15 protein-coding genes are annotated in these 15,408 nt (G+C 54.3%); 6 read left to right on the forward strand and 9 right to left on the reverse strand.

What is annotated here, in order from left to right; genetic code table 11:
- Window positions 1-51: 51 nt before the first annotated feature.
- From urtB to urtE, 4 genes are read left to right on the forward strand one after another with little or no spacing between them, the layout of a single operon-like run.
- A complete protein-coding gene (urtB, locus tag ACR3EQ_RS11890) occupies window positions 52-2,007 on the forward strand; it encodes an urea ABC transporter permease subunit UrtB (RefSeq protein WP_480490745.1) in 1,956 nt (651 codons plus the stop codon).
- A 10-nt stretch (window positions 2,008-2,017) separates the two neighbouring features.
- Window positions 2,018-3,271, forward strand: a complete 1,254-nt coding sequence (gene urtC, locus ACR3EQ_RS11895) for an urea ABC transporter permease subunit UrtC (RefSeq protein ID WP_480491775.1) — start codon at window positions 2,018-2,020, stop codon at window positions 3,269-3,271.
- Window positions 3,268-4,008: an urea ABC transporter ATP-binding protein UrtD gene (urtD, locus tag ACR3EQ_RS11900; RefSeq protein ID WP_170612202.1), complete on the forward strand. Its 741-nt coding sequence runs from the start codon at window positions 3,268-3,270 to the stop codon at window positions 4,006-4,008. The genes urtC and urtD overlap by 4 nt, the downstream gene beginning before the upstream one ends.
- Window positions 3,998-4,705, forward strand: a complete 708-nt coding sequence (gene urtE, locus ACR3EQ_RS11905; RefSeq protein ID WP_170612204.1) for an urea ABC transporter ATP-binding subunit UrtE — start codon at window positions 3,998-4,000, stop codon at window positions 4,703-4,705. Before urtD ends, urtE begins: the two co-directional genes overlap by 11 nt.
- Window positions 4,706-5,512: 807 nt before the next feature.
- Here urtE and ACR3EQ_RS11910 read toward each other — a convergent pair.
- From ACR3EQ_RS11910 to ACR3EQ_RS11930, 5 genes are all read right to left on the reverse strand, one after another.
- Complete coding sequence (locus ACR3EQ_RS11910) at window positions 5,513-6,406, reverse strand: NAD(P)-dependent oxidoreductase (RefSeq protein WP_170612206.1); 894 nt, start codon at window positions 6,404-6,406, stop codon at window positions 5,513-5,515.
- 398 nt (window positions 6,407-6,804) lie between these two features.
- Entirely contained in the window at window positions 6,805-7,473 is a 669-nt protein-coding gene (locus ACR3EQ_RS11915; RefSeq protein ID WP_170613868.1) for a hypothetical protein, read from the reverse strand.
- Between the two features lie 354 nt (window positions 7,474-7,827).
- On the reverse strand, window positions 7,828-8,808 hold the full coding sequence (locus ACR3EQ_RS11920) for a CobW family GTP-binding protein (protein ID WP_170613867.1): 981 nt from the start codon (window positions 8,806-8,808) through the stop codon (window positions 7,828-7,830).
- A gap of 4 nt (window positions 8,809-8,812) precedes the next feature.
- Window positions 8,813-10,285, reverse strand: coding sequence for a guanitoxin biosynthesis MBL fold metallo-hydrolase GntH (gene gntH / locus ACR3EQ_RS11925; protein ID WP_170613866.1), 1,473 nt, complete (start codon window positions 10,283-10,285; stop codon window positions 8,813-8,815).
- Window positions 10,286-10,295: 10 nt separating this feature from the next.
- Window positions 10,296-10,529: a hypothetical protein gene (locus ACR3EQ_RS11930; protein ID WP_170613865.1), complete on the reverse strand. Its 234-nt coding sequence runs from the start codon at window positions 10,527-10,529 to the stop codon at window positions 10,296-10,298.
- Between the two features lie 99 nt (window positions 10,530-10,628).
- On the opposite strand from ACR3EQ_RS11930, the gene ACR3EQ_RS11935 reads away from it, so the two are divergent.
- A complete protein-coding gene (locus tag ACR3EQ_RS11935; RefSeq protein ID WP_170613864.1) occupies window positions 10,629-11,963 on the forward strand; it encodes a hypothetical protein in 1,335 nt (444 codons plus the stop codon).
- A 302-nt stretch (window positions 11,964-12,265) separates the two neighbouring features.
- Window positions 12,266-12,898, forward strand: coding sequence for a tyrosine-type recombinase/integrase (locus ACR3EQ_RS11940; RefSeq protein ID WP_170613831.1), 633 nt, complete (start codon window positions 12,266-12,268; stop codon window positions 12,896-12,898).
- A gap of 507 nt (window positions 12,899-13,405) precedes the next feature.
- On the opposite strand, the gene ureG is transcribed toward ACR3EQ_RS11940, so the two are convergent.
- From ureG to ACR3EQ_RS11960, 4 genes are read right to left on the reverse strand one after another with little or no spacing between them, the layout of a single operon-like run.
- Window positions 13,406-14,035, reverse strand: a complete 630-nt coding sequence (ureG, locus tag ACR3EQ_RS11945) for an urease accessory protein UreG (RefSeq protein ID WP_170613833.1) — start codon at window positions 14,033-14,035, stop codon at window positions 13,406-13,408.
- Window positions 14,032-14,685, reverse strand: a complete 654-nt coding sequence (locus tag ACR3EQ_RS11950) for an urease accessory UreF family protein (RefSeq protein WP_170613835.1) — start codon at window positions 14,683-14,685, stop codon at window positions 14,032-14,034. The genes ureG and ACR3EQ_RS11950 overlap by 4 nt, the downstream gene beginning before the upstream one ends.
- Window positions 14,669-15,121, reverse strand: a complete 453-nt coding sequence (gene ureE, locus ACR3EQ_RS11955; RefSeq protein ID WP_170613837.1) for an urease accessory protein UreE — start codon at window positions 15,119-15,121, stop codon at window positions 14,669-14,671. The genes ACR3EQ_RS11950 and ureE overlap by 17 nt, the downstream gene beginning before the upstream one ends.
- A gap of 28 nt (window positions 15,122-15,149) precedes the next feature.
- A complete protein-coding gene (locus ACR3EQ_RS11960; protein WP_170613839.1) occupies window positions 15,150-15,374 on the reverse strand; it encodes a DUF1127 domain-containing protein in 225 nt (74 codons plus the stop codon).
- Window positions 15,375-15,408 lie beyond the last annotated feature (34 nt).

Genomic DNA, 15,408 nt, shown 5'->3' on the forward strand with positions numbered 1-15,408 from the left:
CCTCGGGGCGCGCGAGTTGTGCCCCGAGGCTCAATACAAAGGTCTTCCTAAATGACGCTTCCGTTCAGGCGGGCAGTGCTTGCCCTGCTGGTCCTTGTGGCCCCTACCCTTTTGCAAGCGCAATCCGCAGACGCCCCGGTGCAGCAGATATTGCAGTCCCACGCGGAGGTGATTCAGAAATCCTCTCGCAAGACGATTGGCCCTGCGATCGACGCGCTGGCGCAAAGTGGGCTGCCGGAAGCGCAGACCGTTCTGGAGCGTTGGCAGGCCAAGGACATGTGGTTCAACAAAGAAATCGGTCTTTTTGTCTTTGCCTCAAAGGCTGACGGTGGGTTGCAGATCTTCGATGTATCTGACGGGGCCGAGATCGGGGTTGTCGAGAAAAAGAAATACAAACAACTCAAGCCCAATTCTGGCATTCGCGGGTTGATCGCGTCTGCTCTGGTGCAGTTTCAGCTGAACGACCCCAATCCAAGGACACGCGTCGCTGCTTTGACAGCGATTGAGCGAGACGCCGAAGCGTCGCACCTGTCTGCCCTGCGGGGTTCCATCGAGGCTGAACAAGACGCAGACCTCAAGGCGCGCAAAGACCGGTTGGAACGCTTGCTCACCATTCGCTTTGATGAGGATGAGGCCGCGAGGCTTGCTGCAATCGACAGCTTTGCCGGCGATCTGGGTGTTGATGTCAGGGCAACGCTCAATCCTTTGGTTTCATCCGAAATCAAGGCCGCAGATGAAATCCCGGACGGTGCGGTTGGCATTGAGGTCGGATCAGACGAGTTGACGCAGGACCAAGCCTATAACCTTCTTGTCGCAAACGGGTTGGCCCCGGAACCGGTGGATGCCGCAGCGGTAAAGCAAACCCTGATCGCCAACATAAACGGCGATACCGTTGCGGGTGTGCAAGTGGCGAGCCTTGACGAGGACGCCGCCCGAGAGGCCGCGTATCAGGTGTTGGCCCAGCAAGGTTTGGCGGCCCCTCTGGTGACACAGGAAGATATTGCCGAAGCCGTTCAAAAGCATAAGTTTTTCAAGGTGTACGTGTCGGCCCCCCTTCCCATCGCCCTTGCTGCGCAGGCGGCTTTGGACAACATCGAAACGCAGGTTGCATTGAACCAGACAGCGGATCTGGTGTTGGACGCGCTGTCTCTGGCCTCGATCTATTTCCTCGCTGCAATCGGTCTTGCGATCACCTTCGGGGTCATGGGCGTGATTAATATGGCGCATGGTGAATTCATTATGATGGGCGCCTACACCGGCTATGTGGTGCAGTTGTTCATTCCTGACCTGACGCTTTCGATCCTTGTGGCTATTCCATGCGCGTTTCTCGTGACCTTCGGGGCCGGAGTTCTGCTGGAGCGGCTCGTCATTCGGTGGTTGTACCACCGCCCGCTAGAGACGTTGCTGGCAACCTTCGGTGTTTCCATTGCCTTGCAGCAACTGGCCAAAAATATATTTGGCACGCAGGCGCGTCCTCTTACTGCGCCGGCATGGTTGGATGGGTCGATGGTTCTGAACGACATCGTGTCGATCAGCTACATTCGCATTGCGATCTTCGTTCTGGCGCTGCTGTTTCTGGCGCTGTTCCTTATTGTCATGAACCGAACCCGGCTGGGGCTTGAGGTGCGGGCTGTGACCCAGAACCCGCGCATGGCGTCCTCGATGGGCATCAACCCGGACCGGATCAACATGCTGACGTTCGGTCTGGGTTCGGGCATTGCTGGCATCGCCGGCGTGGCCATCGGGCTTTACGCCAAAGTCACGTCCGAGATGGGCTCTGACTACATTGTACAGAGCTTTATGACGGTGGTCGTCGGCGGCGTTGGCAACATCTGGGGCACGTTGCTGGGCGCGACGATGGTCGGAACGCTGCAAAAGGGGATTGAGTGGTTCAACCCCTCCAATACGCTGGCTGCGCAGACCTACATGATCCTTTTCATCATCCTGTTCATTCAATTCCGACCGCGCGGCATCATCGCGCTCAAAGGTCGGGCGGCGGAAGCGTGATATGGTTGACATGACTTCTACAGCCGAGCCGATACGCAAGCCGCTGGTGCTGCGTTATCCCTCTGTCGCGATCTTTCTGATCATCCTGTCCCTGTTTACGGCGATCATCACCGTTTTGGGCGAAGGGTTTGGCATCGGGCTGATTTCCACCAGCTTTATAAAAGCCTTGGGCAAGACGCTGTGCCTGTGTCTTGCTGCGCTGGCAATGGATCTGGTGTGGGGATACACAGGTATCCTGTCGCTGGGGCACATGGCGTTCTTTGGCATTGGCGGCTATGCCATCGGCATGTGGCTGATGTACGCCCGTACCGAGATAATCGTGGTCGACAGCCTCGCGGCCTCTGCCTTGCCGCCGACGGTTCAGGAAATCTCGGATGGCATTGCCACTCAGATTTTCGGCGTTGTCGGCGCATCCGAGTTCCCCCCAATCTGGGCTTTCGCACATTCCCTACCGCTGCAACTGGCTGCCGTCGTGTTGGTGCCCGGTCTGCTGGCCCTTATCTTTGGGTGGCTGGCGTTTCGCAGTCGGGTGACCGGGGTTTACCTGTCTATCCTGACGCAGGCGATGACGCTGGCGCTGTCCCTGTACCTATTCCAGAACGACAGCGGGTTGCGCGGGAACAATGGTTTGTCCGGGCTGCAGAACCTGCCGGGACTGGACTCGGTGCCGCAATCAACAGTTTCGATCCTGTTCTTCTGGGCGTCCGCCTTGGCGCTTGGCCTTGGCTACCTTGTCTGCGCATCGGTGGTGTCCGGCAAATTTGGATCGGTCATTCGCGCCATCCGAGACGACGAAAGCCGCGTTCGGTTCCTTGGATACTCGGTCGAGGCCTACAAGCTTTTCATCTTTACCTTCACCGCCGTGATTTGTGGTATCGCGGGCGCTTTGTACTATCCACAGGCGGGCATCATTAACCCGGCCGAGATTGCGCCCATTGCGTCAATTTATCTGGCCGTTTGGGTGGCAATCGGCGGGCGCGGACGGCTGTACGGAGCGGTGATCGGTGCGGCCTTTGTCTCGTTGCTGTCGACATGGTTCACGGGCGGGCAAGCCCCTGATATCTCGCTTAGGTTCTACACGATCCAATGGGTCGACTGGTGGACCATCCTGCTTGGGTTCTCATTTGTTGCGGTCACGCTGTTCGCGCCGCGCGGCATAGGGGGACTGATCGACAAGCTTACAGAGCGCCGCGCGCCGGATCGACATGGGGCCGACCTAGGACCAGACCTTGGATCGCTGCGCGAAAAGGAGGCGAATGAATGAGCACGCTTCTCGAAGTCTCTGGCGTTTCCGTGTCCTTTGACGGCTTCAAGGCGATCAACAACCTGACATTCCAAATCGGCCCGGCCGAAATGCGCGCCGTCATCGGCCCGAACGGGGCGGGCAAGACGACGTTCATGGACATCATCACGGGCAAGACCAAGCCGGATGATGGTCATGTTCTTTGGGGTGAAAAATCGGTTTCACTACTTTCGATGAGCGAAAGTCAGATCGCGCAGGCCGGAGTGGGGCGAAAGTTCCAGCGACCGACTGTGTTCGAAGACCAAAGCGTCCGAGAAAACCTGATGCTTGCTTTGAAAAACAAACGCGGGCCGTTGGCTGTACTGCGGTTCCGGGCGCGTCAGGAAGATCATGAGAGAGTCGCAACGCTGGCCGAGGAAATCGGACTGCAGAGCGCCTTGGACCGCAAGGCAAGTGAACTTAGCCACGGGCAAAAGCAATGGCTCGAGATCGGGATGCTGCTGGCTCAGGACCCGCAATTGCTGCTGGTCGATGAGCCTGCGGCGGGGATGACCCCGGCAGAGCGCAAGCATACGACCGACATTCTTGTCGAAGCGGCCAAAACCCGGGCCGTCGTCGTTGTCGAACACGATATGGAGTTTGTCCGTCGCTTGAACTGCAAAGTCACCGTGCTGCACGATGGATCGGTTCTGGCCGAAGGATCGTTGGACCATGTCACCCGGAACGAAAAAGTAATCGAGGTTTATCTTGGCCGCTGACCTTCTGAACATCTCCGATCTGACCCTGCACTATGGCGGCAGCCTGATCTTGCACGCCGTCGACATTACCGCGCGTCAGGGTCAGGTGACCTGCGTGATGGGGACAAATGGCGTTGGAAAAACAAGTCTTTTGAAAGCGATATCCGGCACGCATCCCCGCAGCGGTGGCGACTATGTGCTGAACGGCAAAAAAATCGGCAATGTCACTTCCTTTGAGCTTGCCAGAAAAGGAGTGGCTTACGTTCCGCAAGGGCGCGAGATCTTTCCGTTTTTAACGGTTCGCGAAAACCTCGAAATCGGCTTCGCCTGCCTGCCCCGCAGCGATCACGCGATCCCCAGCTATATCTTCGAGCTTTTTCCGGTCTTAAAAGAGTTCCTTTCTCGGCGCGGGGGCGACTTATCTGGTGGTCAACAGCAACAGCTTGCAATTGCGCGCGCGTTGATCACGAAGCCAAAGATACTGCTTTTGGACGAACCGACCGAAGGTATTCAACCAAACATTATCAAACAGATCGGGGAAGTCGTCGGCCTGCTACGCGATCAAGGGGAAATGGCTATAGTCTTGGTCGAGCAGTTTTTTGAGTTTGCTTATTCGTTAGGCGATGAATTCTTGGTTCTCGAGCGAGGCACCCCTCATCTACGCGGCTCCAAATGCCAAATTGGCAAAGAACAACTAAGGTCCGCGGTGTCTGTTTAACGGCACTGTAGTGGTTCCCTTCTGCTCTGCCATACCTGACGCACCGCATTTAACACTTCGGACTTATGCATATACCTTCTCGTAGCTCACTTAGCTGCATAGAATGCCGATTACTTGCAGTTTTTTGTATTCCGATGTTCGTGGATCAGGGGCATTTTGGGCTCAACTTGGTCATCTGACCATTTTTCTCAGATGACAGCTTATGAGAGGAAAGAAGACACATAAGGCTGTGGCAGTGCGGGTTAGGGCCTGCCTCTGCCGTCCCAATACTCTTTATCAGGCTCTTGATATCCAGCTCCTTCATGGCAGCACACCCTCACGACAATGATTATGAAGAGTGCCATCAGGATTGCTCTGGCACTTGGGGTTTGGAGCAAGTATTTCATTATTCTTTTTTATTGTTGAGTGAGTGACTTGGCAAAGAAGTCCCGCGCCTTTTCATTCAGCGCCAGTTGAGCTCAACTAACCGGCAGCAGGCCGCATTGTGAAGCGGTTCGGAGGAGGTCAATTGATTGGTTTTTGCTCTGAGCGCCAACAGTTCGTGAGCATCCGTGAAATGAGTTATCCGGATTTCAACGTAACACACGACAACCACTCTGTAAATTTAACGACGTCAGAGGTAGTAGCGCGGTTTTACGAAGGATTTGATGTTAAGAAGGAAATGACGCAGGATGAAACTTTCTATTCAAACGCCAAGGAAAAAAATTCTCAGTTCTAATCCTCATCATGATTGGCGGTATTACCTGAAATCCTTGTGCCCGTATCTTAAAGAGTTCGCATTTAACTGCTTGTGCAATGCGACCAGAATTACGCCTTGGATACGCCGTTTCTCGCAGCTACGAAATCCACAAGGTGAGGAACGTAGTCGTTCGGCCCGTCACCTCCAGCGGCGAGCGCCATTGCAAAACTGTTTTTTGCGGCGTTTCCGATTGGATTGGACAGCCCCACTTCATCTGCCATGGCTTCGAGGTAACGCAAATCTTTCAGAGCATTGGATAAAGTGAATTTGTGGGAGTCTCGATTGCCTTCAACGGCGTACCCCATGAAGGTTTGATAAAACCCGCAATCCATCCTGCTGCCACGAATGACCGAGTCGAATTCCTTGGTGGATATTCCGACTTTTTCGGACAGTGCCAACGCTTCCGAATAGAGCGCCGCGTATCCCAGTGAAAGAAAGTTATTCAGAAGCTTCATTTTATGCCCTGCAGCACATGGGCCGATGTGAACGATGGTCTTTGCCCAAGCTGCGATAACAGGCTTCAACCGCTCAAAAACAACTGGGTCTGCGCCGACCATGGTCGCCAGCTCTCCGTTCTGTGCCTGCACGGGTGTCCCGCCCAACGGCGCGTCCGCCATATGGTGACCGGCCTGCGCTAACTTATTCGCGAGTGCCAAAGTGGAATTCGGGTCTGACGTGGAGCAGTCTACAATGACGCTACCGGCCTGCATGGACGGCATCATGGCTGCCACGATTGCCTCGACCTGAGGAGAACCGGGCGCACAAACATGGATAACTGATGACACTGCTGCAAGCTCCGCGAGGTTTTCCGCCTCCGTCGCACCCTGAGCGACCAACTCATCGACAGGTCCGCGGTTTCGATGAGCAATCACATTAACTGTGAAACCGGCCATTAGCAGATTTGAGGCCATACCTTGACCCATCAAGCCAACACCAACAAATCCGATCGTTTCTTTGCTCATGGGGGTCTCCCTTTACCATTTACGGAGAGTCAGTGTGGACTAGTACAGAATGAAAAAGCAATGGCGGCTTAACTTTGCTTCGTGAACCAAGGCGCAGGACGCAGCGAATGAACGTTTCTAGTCCTTTTCGACAGATGCTGCGCTTGAACCAAATGTCTGTATTGGGCTCAGTGCGGTCGCTCAGAAAAATTCAGTGAACGACCGGTGTGCGGGACTTTGCAGACATCCGCAGTATTGCTCCAAAAGGACCGCAGTCAGCCCAAAGCGGACCTTCAACACCGAGTTTGCAATGTCCGAGAGGCGAACAAGTCCGTTCATTCTCATTTACCGCTGCAATACCCGCAACCGGCCCGGCATCTTAGGCTAAGAGTTCAGTCGAACAAGCTTAAAGCAGTTTCTTAATTGGGTTTTGAGACAATTACGCCGGTTTCTGGGTTCAGATCATCATTCGGATCCGTCAAAATGCCAGCTGGAAAGGAAACCGAGATGGGTAGATCCTTTGTATCAAGGCAGAGCATGTGGTTATTGTCCCCGTCACCCAGATCGGCAAGCGCGGCGGGCGTAACTGTGCGTTGAGATCCATCTTCGGCCTCTACGATGATCCTGTACAGATCGCGTTCCGCATCGCCAGGTTCCTTGCCGTTCGCCAGCGTAACGCCACCCGCCCAAGTTACCCGAATGGCCCGTACGTTGTTGTCACTTGGACAAAGGCTTCCTCTGGTTCGGCGTGGCCCCAAGTTTCCGACCAAAGTCCAATCCTCAACAACTTCGGCCAAGATCAATGACGGCCCGTCTTCCAGCGGAGTCACGGCTACCGTGGCACCGCGAAAATCAAGTGTTCCATCGATGGAATGAAGGTGTCCAATAACCTCGACTGCAACCGGTGGATCCACGGAAACGGTCCCAAAATCCCCGATCAGAAGCACAGTGCGCAATTCACCGGGATCGGTAGCAGGCAACACTGACGCGCAGTGCATTGTTCCGATCTGGCCTGATTTTGTTACGACTCTGAAGTCACCTGCCTGCAAAGTTTCCAGATCTACCTCGGTTGAAAAAATAACAGGCATCCCGTCTTTGCCCCTGGAACCTCTGCAAATGAGATTTGCTACGCGGGGCAACGCCTCGAGCCCGTGGAAAGCGGAAAGCAACTCGGCATCTTGTCCTTCAGCTGAACTCGGCAATCCGAGATTTGGGGTTGTATCTTCAAGTTCTCGACTTGAAACGTCCTGCGCGCACAAAGCCGTCCCCGACAAGACAAATGCAGTGGCAGGTGCGAGCAATCTGATCGCTTGGCTCCATTTCCTAAGCTGCTTCAGCAATTAGGTTTTTCTCCATATTTGGTCCGCGGTGCTGCGGGCTTTCGAGCTTTTATGTGCTGGAACTTAAGAAAAACAGGCAAACAAGTTTTGTCTAACTTGCCGCTATGCGGTCGCCAACAACGCATCGGAAAGCTCGTATTCCGAAAGTGCCCCAGGTGCACCTATTGCAACAAGCCTTGTTTCAGGTTTTCGGTGGCCCCATGCGCCATCCCTTGCGATGTCCATGCGCTTTCCGACTACCTGTACAAGAATGCGATGATCCGGATCCTCTTCGCTAAAAACAAATCCCTTGAGGCGATAAACGTCGCCCGGAAGCTTTCGAATTGCACTCCGAAGAGAAGACAAGCTTATCGGGCGTTCAGCTTTCATCATAGTTGTTGAGAAGCTGCCCGAGTGATCAGAGTGGTGGCAACCACAATCCGGTCCATGTTCGTGATGATCGGGTATTTCTGTTTCTAGCTGTTCGGCGGCAAAGCGACCAACGGAAAGAAGTATGTCCAGTGGGACGCCTCCGTTGACGGCTTCGACCAGACGATATCGACGGAAGCGAGACCCAAGCCAATCGTGCACCCTTTGAACAGCTGCCCTGTCGACGAGGTCGACCTTGTTCAAAATAACCATGTCCGAGAACGCGATTTGACGGAGCTTCAGTTCCATTTGTTCCGGCGCAGAAAATAGCTGTTCCGCATCGACCAGACACATGAGGCTGTCCAAGCGGATCATGTCCCGAAACTTCTGATCGGTAAATGTCATTGCAATTGATGACGGGTCCGACACTCCGCTTGCTTCAAGGACGATGTATTCCGGTTTCTCAGGTCGGGCGAGAACGGCCTCTACCGTTTCGATCAGGTCATCTCGGATCGAGCAGCAAACACAGCCATTTGCCAAACTCATCACATCATCTTCGAGACCGACGACCAAGTCGGCGTCCACGTTGATGGATCCAAAGTCATTTACCAGAACCGCGACTCGCAACCCGTGATTGCCTGTCAGGATGCGGTTCAGAAGTGTTGTCTTACCGGCTCCGAGAAAGCCGGTAAGGATCGTCACAGGGATTGCGGATGTCGAACCGAATTCGATCATGTCATCACTCCGCCTTCTTCTTGCGGTTCGGGATGACGTCATCGACCTTGATGACAAAATCACTGGGCCACTCTGGATCCGGGGCTCGGAATACGTCAGCTGGATAGTATTCCTTGGGGTCGATCTCCATATCGCGGTACTTCTGGTCCTGCTGTTCGGCACGTGACGACCGCGGTGCTGGCGGTTTGATTTCATCCGGCAACGTGATCTTGCCTTCTGCTTCCATCTTGCCCAGTTCGCGGAATGGTGCGACCGAACCAGATTTTCCGGGAAGTGTCGCCTTCCGATACCAAATTGCATCATTTGTGACGTTGACGACGGCGACATCCAAACCCCAAGCGAACAGCCCATCATAGTGGGCTCGGATTCCCGCCAGCATCTCGGCATCGATATCCTCGTCTTGCGTGTAGTGGGTCACCATTGCGAGACGCGGGCGCGCCTCAGCCATCATCTTTCCAACCGCGTAGTGAGATGTATGGTGCGTATCGATTGTGTAATTGAACAGCTCTTGCGGCAGACCGTATTTGTAGGTCATCAATTGCCCGATATCCTGGCCGGACATTTCGGTCACAAACACATCGACGCCTTTTCCGTATTCAAGGCTCAGTTCATCAGGGCGGCCATCGCCGGTCCAAACAAAACTCAGGCCATTCCAATCCAGCCTATACCCGACGGCACCGTCCTTGGCATGGCTGCGCGGCCACGAGCGCACCGTGACACCGTCCTCGTCATAAACGATGCCGCCTTCCTGACGGAAATCGAATTCGTTAACTTCGATCTCGTAGCCGTCCCCAATCGGGAACACATCGAAGGCCTCAAGATGCCATTTGAGCATCTGCTGCATGCCTTTCACCATTCCGGCTGTACCAAGCTCTGGTGTCCGACCAGAAGGGCCGTGAATGCGCAGCGGCGTGTATCCACCAGACCAAGCCCGGAACGGGTAGATGTAAGGGATGTCTGCATAGTGATCGACATGCAGGTGTGTGATGAAGATGTCGTTGATCAACTGCCCCGGAACCTGCATCCCGATAATGTTGCGGACGCAGCCCGAGCCGAAGTCGAAGAAGAACCTCTTTCCATTACCAAGCTCGACCATGATGCACGTTCCAGCCTGATCTTCGCGGGGCGGAAATGGCGTCGAACCACAGAACGATATCCGCATTTCGTCAGGCCCGAGATCCTCGGACAACGGGAAATAATTCGCGTTCGAGCCTGTCATGTATTTGGTAGGACGGAAGTACTCCGGCAGAGTGATGCCCCCGGCGGGCCTGCCGCCGTACGGGTTCTTTAGGCTTTCGCCTAGTGGTCCATCACCGGGGTGCGCATGTGCGGTTCCCGTACCGTAGCTAACGGCACCTGTTGCGACCGCACCTGCCGCCAGTCCCTGCATAACGTGTCGCCGGGAAGGGTTTTCGATATCGTCAGACTTCTGGATCTGTTCGTTCTCAAGTTCTTTGCCGTTGTCTTCTTTTGTCATGGCTATGCCCTTAGTTGGAAATGCTGCGAGGATTGCGCTTCACCATCCGGCGAAGCTCGTTCACGAGTTCAGATCTGATGTGGGCCCATTCCGCGCGCTCTGAGGCTGTGATCGATGTGTCATCCAACAGCGCCGTAACTTTCTTTAGGTCTTCGATTACCTCGCTGAGTAACGCGTCAGTTTCGATACGCCCGGAAAGCGCACCGGAAAGCTCTGCAAGCTCATCACTCAGTTCCCAAGTCACTGGATAATTCCCGGTTCCCACTATCTATTCTGACATCAAGATGAGTGCGGTTGACGAAATGCGCCAAGTGAGTCACCGTGAGTTGGGGGTGAGTTTGCTTTGAACCAAGCTAATGAATTGCCGATAGATCAAGATGTTGCACCGCCATCGCCGGAGCTTGTCCGACAGGCACTTCAGAGCGTTGTTTCCAGCGTCGTGTTCCGGGCTTCGCCTCGACTCCAGCAATTTCTTACTTACGTGGTCGAAGAGACTCTCGCGGGTCGTGGCGCCCAGATTCGCGGCAAAGCAATCGCGGTCGAAGTCTACGGCCGGAGCATTGATGGCACCGGTGGTCGGAATCTCGTTCGCGTCGAAGCCCGACGGCTGCGTCGACTGCTACATGAGTTTTACGATGATCAATGGGACGGTGAGGGAGTTCGAATTTTTGTTGATTCCGGCGGATACAAGCCACGGTTTTCGCAAGCAAGGACGACAAGAGGCGACAACTCAAGGGTTCAGGACAGCGATCTGCTTGGCGGGCATCGACGTCTACGGCAACTGCTGCCAATTGGGCTGGGTTGCCTAGTGTTGATTGCGGTGGCTGACTTTTGGTTCACTCGGGATAACAAGGTGGTTTTGCCCACAGCTCAATCTATCGAACAGGCTGAGCGAACTGCTCTTGGTGAGCAATCTTTGACAAGGCTTCAGGCGGCTAATCTTGCGGATCAAGCCCGAGGGATGTTTTTTCCTGTTTTTGATATCAAGCGCCAGCAAATAGCACTGGGAATGTTTCAGCATGCCGCAGAGCTCGACCCCGCACTCTCCGACGGTTATGCCGGATCGGCGCAGGTTCTGGCGACTTTGGCCATGCTGTCCCCTAATAAGGCGCAAAGAGACGATCTCTTCAACCAAGCTTCCGAAATGTCGGGAAGAGCAATTGATCTATCTCCCACTGATGCATGGGCAAACGGTGCAAATGGTTGGGTATTGGCCACCCAAAACAAACCAGTCGAAGCTATGAAATACGCAAGAATGTCGGTCGAGCTTGCGCCGAATGATGGTCATATTTTGGATCTTGTCGGTATCACCGCCATCATGGCCAACGCCCCGGATCTTGCGGCCGAGGCTAGCGATCCAGAAAGACTAAGGTCAGGATCGGGTCGCTTTGGCGCACGAAATATTTGGGGTGTATCGCAACTGATGCTCGGGAATTACGAAAAGGTTGTCGAAGCTTTTAAAGGAGCGCCCGCTGCCGGTGCGCCTGTAAGTGCTCCTTCTCTCCTATTCCAAGCCGTTGCGCACGATCAGTTGGGACATACCGAAGAAGCTCAACGACTAGTCACTGAAATGCGTAAAACGTGGCCGGAGTTTCCATCTGAGTTTCTCACCGGCAGGATTTTCCACAATGATGACGCAACACGGCAAGCGATACTGGATACTCTGATCAGATACTGATGAAACGCATCGCATCGTTGCCGATGCAAAATTTTCTAGTTTCAGTCGCAGCGCTTTGCAGCGTTGGAAGCCATCGCAGAATGCAAGAGTTGGCAGATCCAGACACAAAGTCTGCTTACTACGTATTTCTGTAGTTCGGGCAACGCGCGGCATCGGCCAAAGTGGGCTCCCTGCGGTCACACGCTGCGCTGCTCACGAACGTTGGATATGCTGATGAAACCTGCCATTTGGCTCCTTGATAGATTCAGTTGGTCGACACGGTGTCGGTGCATGGAGAGGGAAGGAAGGATGGAGGACAATTGATGTCCATTTTTCAACTTCCTGCCATCACACCGAAACGCCCGCCGTGGAATAAAGGTCGCCTTATAGGCCAAAAACGCCCGCTTCTCGCGAAGCAGGTCTGGGCCATCCGCGTCCGGCTTGAACTCTCAGACAATCTCAGGGACTTGGCACTCTTCAATCTTGCGATCGATAGCAAGCTGCGAGGCTGCGATCTGGTTCGCTTGAACGTAGCCGATCTTGTTGCTGGTGATCGTGTCCGCGAACGCGTGACAGTTGTCCTGAGCAAAACAAAGCGGCCAGCCCAATTCGAGGTTTCGGAAAACACCCGCCAGTCTATCTGGACCTGGGTATGTCGCCCGGAGATGCTTGGACGCAATTTCCTTTTCCCAAGCCGCTTCCACGAAAGGCCGCATATATCGACGCGACAGTACGCGCGTTTGGTCCGCGATTGGGTGTCGGCGATTGGTTTGGAGCCAAGCGATTACGGCACGCATTCACTAAGACGCACCCAAGCGGCACTGATCTACCGGAAAGCAGGCAGTCTACGCGCGGTGCAGCTCTTGCTTGGCCACACCAAGATCGACAGCACAGTTCGATATCTTGGCGTTGAACTGGAAGACGCGCTGAGTATCGCAGAAAAGATCGACGTGTGAAGATTGGGCGGGCGGCAAGAGTCGCCCGCTTTTCGTGACTGGCAATTGTCGCATCAGTGCTGACCTTCCACTGGACTTCCGAGCCGAGACGAGCGCCACCGTCGTTGATTGAGTTGAATTTCTCGCCCGGATCGCCGGGGCTCAGGTCAGTAGCTGGGTTGTCATCATTGCCATGTGAATGCTTGCGGGAAGTAAGCAGTCACTCTAGAATATTTCGGCGAACGTCCTCTTCGAGAGCGAAAAGCGGGCGTCGCAATTTCGCGCCGTGCGTGCCCCTCAGCGGAGAAATATCGGAGGGTGAAACTCGCAGAGCGCGCAAAAAACCGGCCTCGAAAAATGGCTTGGTTGTGTGTAGTTGTATGGCTGAGCTTATTGCTCTTCCTGTACAGACAACAGCTAGGTGAAGAAAAAAGATAACGTCCAGACGAACGAGGAAATGAAAGACTGTACTTTCGGCCTCTCCAATCGACTTCAGGTGCCGACAATTTGGCATTTTCGTTCTGGGTGCTAATTCGCTTCTGAAATTGTTAACCCACCCCGCTTCACCAAGAGGTCAACAATTGCGGCAACCCCTTTTTTGTGACGAAGGGACGAAAACAAAAAAGGCCGTCCTTTGCGCATTCTGGCTGCGTCTCTTTCCATGACCTCCAGTGAAGCGCCAACATGCGGCGCCAGATCCGTTTTGTTTATGACCAGGATGTCGGATTTTGTTATGGCCGGTCCGCCCTTTCGTGGGATTTCCTCACCAGCGGCGACGTCAATCACATAGATTGTGAGGTCCGCGAGCTCCGGGCTGAAAGTAGCCGACAGGTTGTCGCCGCCGCTTTCGATAAGAACAATATCAAGATCGGGATGGCGTTCCTGCATTTCAGCGACCGCTGCTAGGTTGATCGATGCATCCTCGCGGATCGCTGTATGTGGGCAACCGCCCGTTTCGACGCCGATAATTCTATCTTGGGGAAGAATTTGCATACGCATCAATGCTTCAGCGTCCTCCTGAGTATAAATGTCATTGGTGATGACACTCACCGAACAGACGTCGCGCAGAGCTTCAGATAAGGCAGCAGTCAAAGTTGTCTTTCCGGCTCCAACCGGACCACCGATGCCAACGCGAAGAGGGCCGTTCATATTGTTCATGTACGGAATATCCTTGAATACTGTGTTTCGTGTTTCATCGACGCTATGTCCGTCAGGAACGCAGTCGAACTCAGTTCTTCTAAGCCTGCCATTTGCGCTTTTTCGGCGATGTGAGCGCATAGCGGTGTCAAATTACGTATCAGTCTCTGAGAATCGGTTTGGCCCAGCGGCACTAGGCGCGTTGCGCAGGCGACCAAGTTGCTTGCAAATGCTTGTAAATACATCTTTGTCGCCAGTAACATGGGGAGGCCCTGCAGACGTGCGGCGTGGCCTACTGAAACTGGGTAAGCATATTGTTGGATATCTAGTTCCCAGACGTCTCCTGTGACCGTTCCGAATGCTTGTCCCAGCAATTCGGTTTCCATTTTTCTTTCAAATGACGCGCAGATGGCCCGCGCTTTGGCATCGACACTGATAAGTTCATCTTTATCCTGAGCGTTGTATGCGGACACTACGAACAGAGCGTCATTCCATCCAGATCCATGTTCCAGCGCATGTGAAACCCAGGCTTGGGTATCTTGTGAACTGGAGACAGCTCCCTCGTCAATTGCAGTTTCCAGCCCATGAGAATAGGCAAAGCCCCCTACGGGATATGCCGGAGACAACCACTGGGTTAGCGTAAGGATATCAGCGTCAGTGGGCGTGGCCATGAGTCCTGCCGTGGCCATAGGCCCCACCTTCGGGGGTGAACGGTTCGTGAACCTCCCGAACCGAGGCTCCGATTTTCAGAAGCATGTCTCGGATCACATGATCGACCTGAATCAGAAGCCGATCCTTTTCGATTTGGCAGGGCGTGTGGCGATTGCCGATATGCCAAGCAATGCGCGTCAGGTCCGGGGCTTTAACCTCCAGCAACGCTTCGGGTGCAGCCTGTATTTCCACTTCGCGACCGTCATCCAGAACCAAAGCGCCACCGTGGTTCAACGAAGTCGTTTGTGCCAGATCGATGAGAATCTGTTCGCCACTTTCGCAGGTCAAAACCTTGCGCCGCAAAAAGCGGTCGTCATAGGTTAATGACAGACAGTCTGCTGGATCGCTATGCGTGTGATCCGAATACTTACGTGCAATACAGAGCAGGGCGGTCATACCGTCGCCTCCTCTGCAGGGGGAATGGTCAGAGCCAGATTGAGTCCGAAAATACCCGATGCACGATCCGTTCGCGCGCCAGGCCGCGCTTTTTCAACTCTTCGTCGCTCAGTGATTGCAGGAATTCGACTTGCCGGACGCGTGATTGAGCTTCGGCCACGCTGATCAGGGCCGAGTAGATTGACGATCCGATGGATGCGATCAAATTTGGCAGCGAAAAGCGTGCGTGTGTTTGTGCTGTTGAGTGTGCCATTTGGACCCTCGTAAATGTTGGTCCTCCCATTGGA

This window comes from Ruegeria sp. AN11 (assembly GCF_056536005.1).

What these genes read in the sequence shown, in the direction of transcription:
- urtD (WP_170612202.1), top strand. Translation starts at nt 3,268, where the DNA reads ATGAGCACGCTTCTCGAAGTCTCTGGCGTTTCCGTGTCCTTTGACGGC.
- ACR3EQ_RS11940 (WP_170613831.1), top strand. Translation starts at nt 12,266, where the DNA reads ATGTCCATTTTTCAACTTCCTGCCATCACACCGAAACGCCCGCCGTGG.
- ACR3EQ_RS11920 (WP_170613867.1), bottom strand. Translation starts at nt 8,808, where the DNA reads ATGATCGAATTCGGTTCGACATCCGCAATCCCTGTGACGATCCTTACC.
- gntH (WP_170613866.1), bottom strand. Translation starts at nt 10,285, where the DNA reads ATGACAAAAGAAGACAACGGCAAAGAACTTGAGAACGAACAGATCCAG.
- urtB (WP_480490745.1), top strand. Translation starts at nt 52, where the DNA reads ATGACGCTTCCGTTCAGGCGGGCAGTGCTTGCCCTGCTGGTCCTTGTG.
- ureE (WP_170613837.1), bottom strand. Translation starts at nt 15,121, where the DNA reads ATGACCGCCCTGCTCTGTATTGCACGTAAGTATTCGGATCACACGCAT.
- urtC (WP_480491775.1), top strand. Translation starts at nt 2,018, where the DNA reads ATGACTTCTACAGCCGAGCCGATACGCAAGCCGCTGGTGCTGCGTTAT.
- ACR3EQ_RS11950 (WP_170613835.1), bottom strand. Translation starts at nt 14,685, where the DNA reads ATGGCCACGCCCACTGACGCTGATATCCTTACGCTAACCCAGTGGTTG.
- ureG (WP_170613833.1), bottom strand. Translation starts at nt 14,035, where the DNA reads ATGAACAATATGAACGGCCCTCTTCGCGTTGGCATCGGTGGTCCGGTT.
- ACR3EQ_RS11960 (WP_170613839.1), bottom strand. Translation starts at nt 15,374, where the DNA reads ATGGCACACTCAACAGCACAAACACACGCACGCTTTTCGCTGCCAAAT.
- ACR3EQ_RS11915 (WP_170613868.1), bottom strand. Translation starts at nt 7,473, where the DNA reads ATGCCTGTTATTTTTTCAACCGAGGTAGATCTGGAAACTTTGCAGGCA.
- ACR3EQ_RS11910 (WP_170612206.1), bottom strand. Translation starts at nt 6,406, where the DNA reads ATGAGCAAAGAAACGATCGGATTTGTTGGTGTTGGCTTGATGGGTCAA.